Source organism: Cohnella rhizoplanae (genome assembly GCF_948329515.1).
Classification (GTDB): Bacteria; Bacillota; Bacilli; order Paenibacillales; family Paenibacillaceae; genus Cohnella; species Cohnella rhizoplanae.
In genome coordinates this window covers 138,918-151,935 of record NZ_CAOJCN010000012.1, presented here as the reverse complement: position 1 = coordinate 151,935, position 13,018 = coordinate 138,918, and the positions used below count along the sequence as shown (strand labels likewise).

The 13,018-nt window shown below is 63.3% G+C and carries 15 protein-coding genes and 1 other annotated feature; all 15 genes read right to left on the bottom strand.

The features are described 5' to 3' along the window. Positions 1-58: 58 nt before the first annotated feature. The 15 genes from PQG80_RS18170 to PQG80_RS18100 all read right to left on the bottom strand — a co-directional run bounded on the left by PQG80_RS18170 (position 59) and on the right by PQG80_RS18100 (position 12,877). Positions 59-247, bottom strand: coding sequence for a type II toxin-antitoxin system antitoxin (locus tag PQG80_RS18170; RefSeq protein ID WP_271752854.1), 189 nt, complete (start codon positions 245-247; stop codon positions 59-61). Between the two features lie 12 nt (positions 248-259). Beyond that, positions 260-1,132: an SPFH domain-containing protein gene (locus tag PQG80_RS18165; protein ID WP_271752853.1), complete on the bottom strand. Its 873-nt coding sequence runs from the start codon at positions 1,130-1,132 to the stop codon at positions 260-262. Positions 1,133-1,304: 172 nt separating this feature from the next. Then, positions 1,305-2,186: a branched-chain-amino-acid transaminase gene (gene ilvE, locus PQG80_RS18160; RefSeq protein WP_271752852.1), complete on the bottom strand. Its 882-nt coding sequence runs from the start codon at positions 2,184-2,186 to the stop codon at positions 1,305-1,307. A 26-nt stretch (positions 2,187-2,212) separates the two neighbouring features. Then, complete coding sequence (gene pheA / locus PQG80_RS18155) at positions 2,213-3,103, bottom strand: prephenate dehydratase (protein ID WP_271752851.1); 891 nt, start codon at positions 3,101-3,103, stop codon at positions 2,213-2,215. Next, positions 3,100-4,110 (bottom strand): homoserine kinase, encoded by a 1,011-nt coding sequence (thrB, locus tag PQG80_RS18150; protein ID WP_271752850.1) that lies wholly within the window; start codon positions 4,108-4,110, stop codon positions 3,100-3,102. The genes pheA and thrB overlap by 4 nt, the downstream gene beginning before the upstream one ends. A 45-nt stretch (positions 4,111-4,155) precedes the next feature. Continuing rightward, positions 4,156-5,442, bottom strand: coding sequence for a homoserine dehydrogenase (locus PQG80_RS18145; protein WP_271752849.1), 1,287 nt, complete (start codon positions 5,440-5,442; stop codon positions 4,156-4,158). Positions 5,443-5,508: 66 nt separating this feature from the next. Continuing rightward, complete coding sequence (locus PQG80_RS18140; RefSeq protein ID WP_271752848.1) at positions 5,509-5,946, bottom strand: ACT domain-containing protein; 438 nt, start codon at positions 5,944-5,946, stop codon at positions 5,509-5,511. Between the two features lie 160 nt (positions 5,947-6,106). Then, positions 6,107-7,450, bottom strand: a complete 1,344-nt coding sequence (gene obgE / locus PQG80_RS18135) for a GTPase ObgE (RefSeq protein ID WP_271752847.1) — start codon at positions 7,448-7,450, stop codon at positions 6,107-6,109. A 52-nt stretch (positions 7,451-7,502) separates the two neighbouring features. Then, positions 7,503-8,276: a Spo0B domain-containing protein gene (locus PQG80_RS18130; RefSeq protein ID WP_271752846.1), complete on the bottom strand. Its 774-nt coding sequence runs from the start codon at positions 8,274-8,276 to the stop codon at positions 7,503-7,505. Positions 8,277-8,399: 123 nt separating this feature from the next. Next, positions 8,400-8,708 carry a 50S ribosomal protein L27 gene (rpmA, locus tag PQG80_RS18125; RefSeq protein ID WP_090115598.1) on the bottom strand — a complete coding sequence of 103 codons (309 nt, stop codon included), beginning with the start codon at positions 8,706-8,708 and terminating at the stop codon, positions 8,400-8,402. A gap of 4 nt (positions 8,709-8,712) precedes the next feature. Further along, on the bottom strand, positions 8,713-9,051 hold the full coding sequence (locus tag PQG80_RS18120) for a ribosomal-processing cysteine protease Prp (RefSeq protein WP_271752845.1): 339 nt from the start codon (positions 9,049-9,051) through the stop codon (positions 8,713-8,715). A gap of 10 nt (positions 9,052-9,061) precedes the next feature. After that, a complete protein-coding gene (rplU, locus tag PQG80_RS18115; RefSeq protein ID WP_090115596.1) occupies positions 9,062-9,373 on the bottom strand; it encodes a 50S ribosomal protein L21 in 312 nt (103 codons plus the stop codon). A 12-nt stretch (positions 9,374-9,385) separates the two neighbouring features. Further along, positions 9,386-9,469: a sequence feature (ribosomal protein L21 leader region), on the bottom strand. 76 nt (positions 9,470-9,545) lie between these two features. After that, positions 9,546-10,781: an Rne/Rng family ribonuclease gene (locus PQG80_RS18110; RefSeq protein WP_271752844.1), complete on the bottom strand. Its 1,236-nt coding sequence runs from the start codon at positions 10,779-10,781 to the stop codon at positions 9,546-9,548. Between the two features lie 79 nt (positions 10,782-10,860). Next, complete coding sequence (locus tag PQG80_RS18105; protein ID WP_271752843.1) at positions 10,861-11,736, bottom strand: M50 family metallopeptidase; 876 nt, start codon at positions 11,734-11,736, stop codon at positions 10,861-10,863. Then, positions 11,729-12,877: a M23 family metallopeptidase gene (locus PQG80_RS18100; RefSeq protein WP_271752842.1), complete on the bottom strand. Its 1,149-nt coding sequence runs from the start codon at positions 12,875-12,877 to the stop codon at positions 11,729-11,731. Before PQG80_RS18100 ends, PQG80_RS18105 begins: the two co-directional genes overlap by 8 nt. Positions 12,878-13,018 lie beyond the last annotated feature (141 nt).

Below are 13,018 nucleotides of genomic sequence, written 5' to 3'. Positions count from 1 at the left end.
CTTGCTCTCCGGTTCGCCTCGTCCTCGCGCCGCCGTTGCGGCTGCGCCTTCGGTCGCCTTATTCCTCCGCCTCGCCCGGCGGTTCGGGTCGACCCTTGAGCCGTCCCGCCTTGCGCAGCGCCTCGCGCAGCACGTACTCCATATGCGCGTTCACGCTGCGGAATTCATCCGCCGCCCACTTCTCGAGCGCCGCGTAGATCTCGGGATCGAGGCGAAGGGGGTACGCCTTCTTCGGTTTGGATGACATGGCCGCGCATCCTTAGCCGTACAGCGTGCCCGTGTTGATGACCGGCGTCGCCGCACGGTCGGACACGACCGCGACCATCAGATTGTTGATCATCGCCGCGCGCCGCTCAGCGTCGAGCTCGATGCCGTTCTCCACGAGCTGGCGCAGCGCAGCGTCCACCATGAAGACGGCGCCTTCGACGATCTTGGCCCGCGCCGCGATGATGGCGATCGCCTGCTGCCGCTGCAGCATGGCGCTGGCGATCTCCGGCGCATAGGCCAAGTGGGTGAGCCGGGTCTCGAGCACTTCGATGCCTGCGACGTGCAGTCGGTTCTGCAGCTCGGCCGACAGCTCCGACGCAACCTCGTCCGAGTTGCCCCGCAGCGACTGGCTCGGCTCGTCGGTGAACGTGTCGTACGCGTACTTGGCAGCCGTGTGGCGGATCGACGTCTCGCTCGTCAGCTCCACGAACCGCTCGTAGTCGTCGACGTCGAACACGGCCTTGGCCGTATCCGATACGCGGAATACGACCACCGCGCCGATCTCGATCGGATTGCCCTCCGCGTCGTTCACTTTCAGCGTGTTGCTCGTGAAGTTGCGAACCTTCAGCGACACTCTCTTTTTGACGGTAAACGGAAGCACCATCCAGAGGCCGCTGCGCGATACCGTGCCGATGTAGCTGCCGAAAAAGGTGATCACCTTCGCCTGGTTCGGCTGCACGATCGTGAGCGAGCTCAGGATGACCATGGCGAGCACGAGCAGCGCTACGCCGAGCCCGATCAGTCCGCCGTCCGGCTCCGGTCGGTCGCCGCCTTGTACCGCCAGCGCGACTCCTCCTGCCAGCGAAGCCAGACAGAGCAGCAATGCCAAGAATCCGTTCATATGCCAAGCTCTTTTTTCCTGCATTCGGCATCCCCCTCTACGTCAATGCTGATTTATAACTCATATTAATATGATATCACTTTTGTAATCTTATGTAAATAAACCCTTGTCATCAACCCCGAATCCACTGTCTCGTACGCATTCGGCATAAAAAAAGACAGCCGCCCGCATGGCGAGCGCCGCCCCGATCCTCACGCTATTCAAACACCTTGACGCCTTCGACCGTCACGATCTTGCGGAACTCGTCCAGCAGCCGTCTCGTCAGCTGGCCCGCCTTGCCCTCGCCGATGATACGTCCGTCCACCTCGCGCACCGCGATGACTTCGGCGGCCGTACCCGTGAAGAAGACTTCGTCCGCCGTGTACACGTCGTGCAGCGTAAACGGCTCCTCCCGCAGCGGCAGCCCGAGTTTGGCGCAGAGCTCCATGATCGCCCCCCGCGTGATGCCTTCCAGCGCGCCGATGTAGCAGGGCGGCGTATAGACCGCGCCTTTTTTCACGATAAAGATGTTGTCGCTCGACCCCTCGGCCACGTACCCCTGCGAGTTTAGCATGATCGCTTCGCCGACGCCGGCCAGGTTGGCGTGGATCTTCACCAGTATGTTGTTCAGGTAGTTCAGCGACTTGATCTTCGGATTCAGCGCGTCCGGCAGATTGCGGCGCGGACTGACCGATACCGAGCGCAAGCCGTCCCGGTACGCCTCCTCGGGATAGATCGCGAGCTGTTCTACGATGATGACGACGAACGCCTCCGGACAGCGAAGAGGATCGAGCCCCAGGTTCCCCGGTCCGCGGGAGACGATTAGCCGGATATAGCCGTCGCGCAGCCCGTTGCGGCGGATCGTCTCGCACAGCGCATCCTCCATCTGAGTCGGACTGAGCGGGACGTTCAGCATGATGGACTTGGCCGAGTCGTAGAGGCGGTCGAGATGCTCCCGGCATCTGAAAATGTTGCCGCCGTAGATGCGGATCCCCTCGAATATGCCGTCGCCGTAAAGGAACCCGTGATCGTACACCGAGACTTTGGCGTCTTCCTTTTTGACGTACTGCCCGTTCAGATAGATCCATTGCTCAGACATGCGCTACGGACACCTCCGATTCATGTTCAACCCTCGAATGGGAAACTGGGATAAGAGCCGAGAATGCGAACCTGGCAGCCGATGGCTTCGATCTCCGCGATCGCCGAGGGGAGGAGCACCGTATCGAGCGACATCTCGATGTCGATCCAGAAGTAGTAGCTGCCTAGCTTCTTCTTGGTCGGACGCGACTCAATGCGCGACAGATTGATTTTCCGCCAGGAAAAAGCCGCGAGTACCTGGTGCAGCGCGCCCGGGTAATCCTCGGGCAGCGTGATCAGAATGCTGGTCTTCTGCATGGTGGAGGCGTCGGACGCGTAAACCTGGTGGCCGACGAGCAAGAAGCGGGTGTAGTTGTTGTCGTGATCGGTCACGCCCTCCTGCAGCACGTCGAGTCCGCAATCCGCGGCCGCCGTGCGCGTGCCGATCGCCGCCCAGCCCCGGCCCGGGTTGTCCTGGACCGTACGGATGGCCTCGGCCGTGCTGGATAACGTCTCGAGCTCCGCATGCGGAATATGCGTGCGGATGAACTCGTAGCACTGGGCCATGGCCACGGGATGGCTGAGAATCTTGACGATCTTGGCCGGATCCCAGCCGCGCCCGTCCTCGCTCGCCGCTTCCTCGCTCAGTTCTGATCGTCTCCCTACCAGGTTCTGCACGGCCGGGATGACCCATTCGGCGCGAATCGGCAGCTCTACCTCGTGCACGAGCCAATCGGTATGGAGACTCACGGAGCCGTCTATCGTATTTTCGATCGGGATGACGCTCCAGTCGGTCTTGCCGCCGGCCGTCGACTTGAAGACGTCCGCGATCATTTTACAGTAAACCAGGTCGACATCGCGTTCGCGAAAAAGGTAACGCGCCGCCTCGTCCGAAAACGTGCCCTTCGGAAGCACAGCGGCGCTGGGAAGGCGGTTCATAACCGTACCTCCGTTCCCTCGAGGCTCGACAGCACGACGTTCGGATCCGAGCCGAAATCCGACTCTCCGGCGACCAGAAGACGCACCTTGGGTCCGCAGAGGTCCGGCTGCAGCCAGCGCAACTCCGCTTGAACGCCCGCCTCGGCCAGCGCCTCGCGAACGAATGCCTCGAGGCCCGCGATGTCCGCGCCAGCTTCCGCGAACGCGAGCAGCGTCGGTCCCGCGCCGGACAGCACCGCGCCCAGCGCACCGTGATCCGGCGCCTCGCGCAGCACGCGCTCCATGCCGGGAATCAACGGCGCCCGGTAGGGCTGGTGCAGCTTGTCCCGCAGCGCGTGGCGCAGCGCGTCGAGACGCCCCGTCGCGAGCGCCGCGGTCAGGAGCGAGCTGTGCGCCACGTTGAATACGGCGTCCTCCCTCGCTACCTGCTGCGGCAGCACGCCGCGCGCGGACTTCGTCGCCAGCTCGAACGCGGGAATGGCGGCGAGAAAGCGCAGGCTCGCCGGCGGATCGAACCGTACCGCCTCGGCCCGCGCGCCGTCCCAGGCCGCCGCGACGATGCCGCCGTAGATGGAGGCGCCGACGTTGTCGGGATGCCGCTCCAGCGCGGTCGCCATCTGGAACAGCTCGTCCGTCTCCAGCGGCTCCCCGATCAGCGCGTTGGCCGCGACCAGCGCGCCTACGATGGCCGACGCGCTGCTGCCGAGACCGCGCGTCAGCGGGATATCGCTGCGGATGCCGATCGCCAGCTCGGGCAACCTGACGCCGGCCCGCTCGAATACCGACTGCGCGACTTCGTAGATCAGATTGCTCTTGTCCCGCGGGACGCCCTCGAGATTGCCGCCGTATAGCGTCACGGTCGTCCGATCCGCCGGCGCCAGATCGACCCAGGCGTATAGCGACAGCGCCATGCCCAGACTGTCGAACCCCGGACCGAGATTCGCCGTGCTCGCCGGTACCCGTACGACGACGCGGTCCGCCGCCGGACGTATTGCCTTATCCGTCATGGTATTCCTTACCCCTCTCCCCATACGATGCCGCACATCGTCCGTTCAGCCCTCGACCCGATACACGCTCTTGATGGTCTTGACCGCCGGCAGCTCCTCGAACGCTCTCTGCACGGCCTTCATCGAAGCCTTGTCGGCCGCGTGCGTGGAGATGATCAGCTGCGCGCCCTGCTGGTCCGGCGTAGCGGGCTGCATGACGGATTCGATGCTGACGTCGCACTGCGAGAATACCTGGGCGATCTGCATCAATACGCCGGCGCGGTCCTCTACGTGCAGCAGCATAAAGTACTTCGAAGCGATCTGCTCGTCGGTCTTGAGCTTCTTCTCTTTGTACGAGAGGGAGGCTTGGCGTCCGTTGACGCCGAGCTTCATGTTCTTGACGACGGACACCAGATCGGCCACGATGGACGTCGCAGTCGGCATCTCGCCGGCGCCCGGTCCATAGAACATCGTCTCGCCAACCGCCTCGCCGTGCACGTATACGGCGTTGAACACGCCGTTCACGGAGGCGATCGGGTGACTGCGGCGCACGAGCGTCGGCTGCACGCTGACGCTAATGTAGTCGTCCTGCCGCTCCGCGATGCCGAGCAGCTTGATCTCGCAGCCCAGCTGGTGCGCGTACCGGATGTCCTCCTGCGTGACGGCGCTGATGCCCCGCACGTCGACGTCCTCTAACGCCACGTTAGCGCGGAATCCGAGGGTCGACAGAATCGTCATCTTGCGAGCGGCGTCCAGTCCTTCGACGTCGGACGTCGGATCGGCCTCGGCATAACCAAGCGCCTGCGCTTCCGCAAGCACGTCCTGGTAGTCCGCGCCTTCCTGGCTCATCTTGGTGAGAATATAATTGGTCGTCCCGTTCACGATACCCATGATCTTCGTGATCCGGTCGGACGAGAAGCCCTCGATCAGCGTGCGGATGATCGGAATCCCCCCCGCCACGCTAGCTTCGTAGAATACGTCGCAGCCCTTGTCCTTGGCCTTCGCGAGGATCTCCTGGCCGTGCAGCGCCATCAGGTCCTTGTTCGCGGTGACGATGTGCTTGCCCCGCTCGAGCGCCTCGAGCAGCAGCTCCTTGGTGGCGCCTACGCCGCCCATGACCTCGACGATGATGTCGATCTCCTCGTCGCGTACGATCTCCCAGGGATCCTCCGTGAGCTTCGCGGCGTCGACCGCGACGTTGCGAGACTTGGACGCGTCCTTGACGAGAATCTTCGAGATCTCGATCGGCGATGCGACCTGGCTCTGCAGATCCTCCTGATGTCCTTCCACGATCCGGACGACGCCGGTTCCTACGGTGCCGAGTCCCATCAATCCCACTTTTACCGGCTTCATAATTATTCTCCTCCGCTTTCTGCTCAGCCTGACATCTAATCCTAATTCCCCATATCCGATCCGTGTCTAGCTGCGTCCGACGACGGACGCTCGCCGCACGCCGGACAGCCCCTTGAGCCGCTCGACCAGTTCGCCGATGTCGCCCGTCATTTGCGCCGCGTCGATCGTCGCGACGACATTGGCCAGTCCCTGAAGCGGGATCGACTGCGTAATCGTGAGCACGTTGCCCCCGTTGTCCGCGATCAGCGCCAGCATTCTGGACAAGATGCCCGACCGGTGCTCCAGATCGATCGACAACGTCGCGATCGACTCGCGCGCGGCCTGGTCGAGCGGATATACGCCGTCCTTGTACTTATAAAAAGCGCTGCGGCTCAGGCCTACGCGCTCCGCAGCCTCATTGATCGTGGCGACCTCGCCGCGCCTGAGGAGCGCCTTGGCTTGCTCGGCCTTGCGCATGCCCTCGGGCAACAGGTCCCCGCGCACCGCGTAATATTGCTCCGCCATTCCTCGTCCTCCTAGGAAAGACGCATGTTTGTGTATAGTGGACATTATATCCGATCGGTCCGGGGGCGGCAATAGATGAATGGCAGAAAAAAAAGCCTTTATCTCCGCCGCGATCGCGCCGGCTGTCGATAAGGCTAGTGTTGAGGTGCATCGAAACGCATTATTCGCCTTCGTACAGGTAGTCCTGTTCGCCGCCCTCGAAAAACTCGAACTCGAAGTCGCCGATCCGGATAGTGCTCCCGTTTTTGGCGCCGCGCTTGCGAAGGTCAGCGTCCAGCCCGATCTTGCGCAGGATGCGCGAAAAGCGCATGACCGCTTCGTAGGAGCCGAACTGCGTGCGCCTGAGCAGACGCTCGATCGATTCGCCCTCGACCACGAACGCCTCGTTGTCCCGCGAGATCGTATAGTCATGCACATCCTCGCGCGGATCGAGGCGGTATACGACGCCTTCTGCCGCCTCGGCTTCCCTCGCCTCCTGCGCGGCCAGCTCGATCGGGTCCGGCGCGGTTGCCAGCACCTCGGCCGTCTTGTACAGGAGCTCCGGCACGCCGGCACGCGTCAAGGAAGAGATCGGGTATACTTCGATATCCGATCGCGCCTCGGCGAGCTTGGCTTTGAACGTGGCCAGGTTCTCCTCGGACTCGGGCATGTCCATCTTGTTCGCGGCGACGATCTGAGGACGCTCGGTAAGCTTCAGGTTGTACAACTTGAGCTCCTCGTTGATCTTGACCCAGTCGTCGAACGGATCGCGGCCTTCGAGACCGGACATGTCCACGACGTGCACGATGACGCGCGTGCGCTCCACGTGGCGCAGAAACTCGTGCCCGAGCCCGACGCCCGCATGCGCGCCTTCGATGAGACCCGGCAGATCCGCCATCACGAAGCTGCTGTCGTCCCCGAGCTCGACGACGCCGAGATTCGGCGTCAGCGTCGTGAAGTGGTACGCGCCGATCTTCGGGCGCGCGCCCGATACGACCGACAGCAGCGTGGACTTGCCGACGCTCGGAAATCCGACGAGACCTACGTCTGCCATGACCTTCAGTTCCAGCGTCACCCAGCGTTCCTGTCCTTCTTCGCCGTTCTCCGCGACGGCGGGCGCCGTGTTGACGGAGCTCTTGAAACGCGTGTTGCCGCGGCCGCCGCGGCCGCCCTTCGCGATGACGACGGCCTGGCCGTGCTGGGTCAGGTCGGCGATCATCTCGCCGGTGTCGTTGTCGAAGACGACGGTGCCCGGCGGTACGCGCACGATCATATCGTCCGCGTTGGCGCCGTGCTGGGATTTGTTCCGTCCCTTTTCTCCACGGGTGGCCTTGAAGTGCTTCTGGTATCGGAAATCCATCAGCGTGCGGAGGCCTTCGTCGACCTGGAACACCACGTCACCGCCATCGCCCCCGTCGCCGCCCGCCGGACCGCCCTCGGGAACGTACAGCTCCCGGCGAAACGCAACCAGCCCGTCGCCGCCGTCGCCGCCTTTGACATATATTTTAGCCTTGTCTACGAACATGTCTTGATCACTCTCGTTTCCGCTTCAATAAGCAGGCAATCTGAAATTACGTTCATGATGCAGTCACGACCACCGTCAACTTGCGCGCGACTTCCTCCGGATCGCCCGATCCGGACGGGCACAGGCTCGCGCCGGCGGGCAGCGCGCGCGCTACATCCTCCCGCAGGCTGCTCCAGGCGGACCATGCGCCTTCGTAGGCCGCTTCGACGCGCAACTCGCCGTCCGCTTCGCCGAAGACGACGCGGAGTCTGTTCTCCTCCGCGGTGGCGGCGGAAGCGCGGATGCGAAAGGCATTAATCATGCCGATCGCGGTCCGGCAGACGCGGTCCGCCTCCGCCTCGGCGACTCGGGCAGCCTGTACGCCTTCATCCACGCGCGCGTCGAGCGTCATCGTATCGCAGAACGTACGGAACGACAGCAGATAAGCGGACAGCTCCGGGCTGCCCAGACGCGATATGCGGCTGTCCCGCTCCATCTCTTCCTTTATTCTGTCCACGACCGCTATCGCTTTATCGATCTTTTGCATGCGCAGGTAGCCGTACAGAATCTGGAGCTCGTTCATCCAGTCGTGACGGTGGTGGCTCAGCGTATCCACGAGATCCTGCCGCGACTTGACGGCATCCCGGGTCGCGTGTTCCAGCAGCCTGGACGCCGCACGCCTGAACCTGCGGCGCTCGAGAATGCCGGCGATCAGCGCGGCCGCTATTGCCCAGACGAGGAACAGCACGATCGGCCACTCTGCTTCGCGCCATACGAACACCGCGCATGCCGGCAACAGAAGCGACGCAGCCGCGTACAAAAAGCCGTAGGATTTTTGAGTAGGCATAATTACTTTTCCCCGCTTTGAATTCAGCCGACGCAGGCTGCTTGTGGGTGACGAAGGCGGCATTCGGGTCCCGCCTACGCAAAAACCCCGGCCACTACGCGCGGCCGGGGTTCTGGATGTCGATTATTCAAGAGCAGCGGCGACAGGCGCCACCGGAGCCGGATAGACGCTTACTTTCTTGCGATCGCGTCCCCAGCGCTCGAACTTCACGACGCCTTCGACAAGTGCGAACAGCGTGTCGTCCTTGCCGATGCCGACGTTGTTGCCCGGGTGGATCTTCGTGCCGCGTTGGCGTACGAGGATCGTGCCGCCGGTAACGGCTTGGCCGTCCGCGCGCTTCGCGCCCAGACGCTTCGATTGGCTATCGCGTCCGTTCTTCGTGGAGCCTACGCCCTTCTTCGAAGCGAAGAGCTGAAGATTGAGCTTCAACATGGTGTCAACCTCCTTTTTTGCTTGATGATTGCTTGATGCGAACGTGCTTCGCATAGTCCTCCGACATGCCCTCCAAAGCGACGACCATGCCCTCCAATAATAGTTGGGCCTGATCCGAAACGACGCCCTCCGGCGGCATGGCCGCCGAGAGAAACCCCGACTTCATCCTGGCTTGAGGCACGATGCCGGTCAGGCGCTCGATCGCGTTGACCGCGCCGACCGTAACGGCCGACACGCCCGCGCACACGATATCCTTACCCGGATCGTCGTATCCTGCATGCCCGGATACCTCGAAGGACTTAATCCGCTGCCGCTCGTCGCGGCGAATGTCGATCTTGATCATCCTGAGCCTCTTAAGCCTGGATGCTCTCGATCGTCACCTTGGTGTACGGTTGGCGATGGCCTTGCTTCTTGCGCTCGTTCTTCTTCGGTTTATAGTGGAAGACGATGATCTTCTCGCCCTTGACATGCTTCTCAACCTTGCCCGTCACGGATGCGCCGGACAGAAGCGGAGCTCCGGTAACGAACCCCTTGTCGCTGGATACGGCCAGAACCTTGTCAAACGTAACGCTGTCGCCTTCGCCTGCGGAGAGCTTCTCCACGAAGATAACGTCGCCTGCTTGAACCTTGTATTGCTTGCCGCCAGTCTCGATAATCGCGTACATATGTGCACCTCCCTCATGTCTAAGACTCGCCTCATGGGGTGCCGGCCGCTTGAACGCCCGGTCTTCGAACCCTTTGGAGTGCGGTTGTAGCTTGCAATTGACAGGAGCCTATTGCACGCACTAGAGTATTCTATCACAAGCCGCGGAGCGAGGCAACCATTTTGTCTCGCGGTCAGCGGACGTACGTTTTGCCCGTTCCTTTGCATGCTGCGCAGGTATCGTAAAAATAACTCATCAGATCGGCTCGGGTTTTCTTTCTCGTGATCTCCAGCAAGCCAAGCCTCGTCCAGCCGACGACTTGGGACTTGGTCCTGTCGTGCCGCATGGTCTCCTCCAGCCGCTCGACCACCTGCCTGCGATGGTCGTCGCCCGTCATGTCGATGAAGTCGACGACGACGATGCCTCCGATGTCTCTCAGGCGAAGCAGCCGCGCGATCTCGGCCGCGGCCTCGAGATTCGTCTGGAATACCGTCTGCTCCAGATCGATCGCGCCCGTATACTTGCCGGTGTTCACGTCGACGACGGTCAGCGCCTCCGTCTGGTCGATGACCAGGTAGCCGCCGTTCTTCAGCGCCACGCGACGCTGGAACGCCTTGTCGATCTGCGCCTTGATCCCGAAATGCTCGTACAGCGGCGCGGCTTCGCCGTGCAGCAGGACGCGCTGCTCCAGATTGGGAGCCGTCTGCCGCAGATAGGACCGCGCTTCGCGATAGGCGCGTTCGTCGTCGACCACGAGCGACGCCATGTCCGGCTTGAAGACGTCTCTGACGGTCCGCTGCACGAGACCGAAGTCGCGGTGAAGCTCGGCCGGCGCCTCGGCCCCCGCGCTGCGCTCCGAGATGTGGCGCCAGACGCTGCGCAGCGCCGCGAGATCCCGCTCGAGCGATTCCCTGGATTCGCCTTCGGCGTTGGTACGGAGAATCAAACCTTCTCCGGCTTCGCGCAGCTCCTCCGCCAGCCCCTTGAGCCTGGCGCGCTCTTGCTCCTGCTCGATCTTCTTGGAGACGCCGACATAATCGGCGTGAGGCATGTACACGAGACAGCGGCCCGGCAGCGAATAATGCGTCGTGATCCGGGCGCCCTTGCCGCCGAGGGGTTCCTTCATGATCTGAACGACGCGCCTGTCGCCGGGCTTGAGCAGCTCGGCGATGGACGGCTTGGTCTTGGGCTGACGGTCCAGATGGGGATGAAGCACGTCGTCCACGTACAGGAAGGCATTCTTGGGGAGGCCGATGTCGACGAACGCGGCCTGCATGCCGGGCAGCACGTTGACGACGCGTCCGAGATAGATGTTCCCGACCAGGGAGGTGCCTTCGGAGCGCTCGACGCTGAATTCGGTCAGCACCCCGTCCTCGAGGAGCGAGGACTGAGTCACGTTGCGCGTGCAGTGGACGAAGAGCTGCTTCATTCCTACCTCCTGGGCGGACGGCCTTGCCCGCCCGAGGGACGGGCCTCCGGACTTCGGGCGATAGCCGTTTTAACCCATTTTACATGAAAAAGCGAAAATCCGCATTCCCTTCCGTCAAGCTGCCCAAAAAGCCGTCGACGATCTGAGCCTCGGGGACGACGCGCGATATTTTCCCATGGTCCATGAGATAGACCAGATGATAGCGCTCCTTCATCAGCAGCCGCACGACTTCGGACAACTGGCGGTGCCTCGACACGACGATCGGCTGCGCCAGCGTGCCCGCGTCGATCCGGTCCGTGGACCGCTCGGCCCGGCGGACGAGGAAACGGAGAAAGACGAACGGCAGATTGCGCATGTAAGTCCAATTGGAAGCGAACAGGAACAGGCCGATCGCCAGCAGATTGAGATGAACCAGCCCGCCATAGAGCGGCGGCGACAAGGCGCCGAGCGTGACGAGCGCGCTGAACAGAAGGCTGATCCGGGCGCTCCATAACAGGGTGCGGTGGTAGGGAAAATGCATGCTTAACCAGCATTGGAGCAGACGGCCGCCGTCCAACGGGAGCGCGGGAAGCAGATTGAACGCGGCGATCAAGCCGCTCGCCCGCGCGAAGTCGTCGGCCCATACCTGGTCGACCAGTCCGGTCTGTCCCAGCCCCCAGGCGGCCAGAGCGAGCAGCGCGTTATAGAACGGGCCGGCCGCGGCTACCAGCGCCTCCTCCCGGACCGGCGCGGAGCCCGCTTCCTCAGTCTCGACGACGCCGCCGAACGGCAGCAGCTTGACCTCGCGGACGCGCCACCCGAAGCGGAGGGCGGTCCACAGATGCGCAAGCTCGTGCAGCAATACGATAAAGAATAAAGCAATCATCTCCTGAAAACGGCCGGTCAGCACCGAGAGCAGCATAAGGAGCACGAAAAGCGGGTGGAACCGGAAGACGATCCCCCCGATTTTAATCAAAAGAAATCACTTCCTGCGGATCGAGCGGCTTGTCGCCGAGCCGGATCGCGAAGTAAAGCGACCGGACGCCCGCGCCGTCCGTCGCAGCGCCTAGCGCGCCGAGCTTGCCCCCCGCTTCTACCCAGTCGTCCGGCCCGACCGCCACGTCGCCGACGCCGCCGTATACGCTGACGATCCTTCCTGCATGCTGCACGAGAATCGTCGCGTCGCCTTGGGACGATCGCGTGACCTGGATCACCCGGCCGCTGTGCACGGCGCTCACCATGCTGCCTGCCGCCGCCTCGATCCTGATGCCGCTGCCGTTCTGCTTGAAGGTCTCCGCGACCAAGCCTTGGACGGGAGCGAGCGTCTCTTGCCCGTCCCACTCCGCGCTGACTTCTTCCGCTTCGGACATGCCGTGCCGGAAAACGGGCAAAAAGGACGGCGAATCGCCGAAGTTGCGGCCGTACCAGGCCTCCGCGGCCGAAAAGTCCATATCCTGCGTAACCGCCAGCGTCATCCACGTCTCGGCTTCCCGGCTGCCGGGCAGATCCGCCTTGAGCCATCCCCAGGCCGCTCCGTACAGCAGCAGGGCGACGGCCGCCCTCGCGACGAAGCCTTGGCGAAGCCGGAAGAGCATGCTTCGTCCGCCGCCGTCCGGACCAGGCGGACGGATGCCATGGTCCGGTCCGGTCGGACGGATGCCGTCGCCCGGGCCGGCAGGAGCGCCGTACCATGGAGCGATAGGAGCGCCGCCCCCGTAGACCACAGGCAAACCCGCCGGTATGCCGCCCGGCATGCCGCCCGTCCCGCTAGGGGTGCCTGCGCCGTAGCGATCCGGCCGGATCGCGCTGCCCGCCGCCGGCAGATCGCCCACCGTCCGCTCTCCGGCAGCGCGCAAGGCCGAGGTCAGCCCTGCCCCCGGCGGGTAGACATCCTTCTCGTCGCGCTTCCGCGTCTTGACGACCGGGCTCCAACTCGCGCTCGCGCGCATCTGCCGCTGCCGCTCTTTCCACCACAGCTCGGGATCGGCCTCCAGCTCCTCCGGCGAGTACGGCCTGTACGCGTACGGAGCGGACGGCACGCCGCCTCCCGGAACCGCCGCGCCGCCCGCGCCGCTCCCCGTCCGTCCCGCATCCCGCTTGTCCGGTCTCTTCGCCATGCCGAGCCCTCCTTGTCCTTCTACTTCTATCACCATATGGCGGCGGGACAAGGAATAGACCTCCGGAAAACGAACAAGCCGCCCCCGGGACGTCTGTAACAGACGGCCGAGAGACGGCTTGCGACCATGATTGGTACGCAA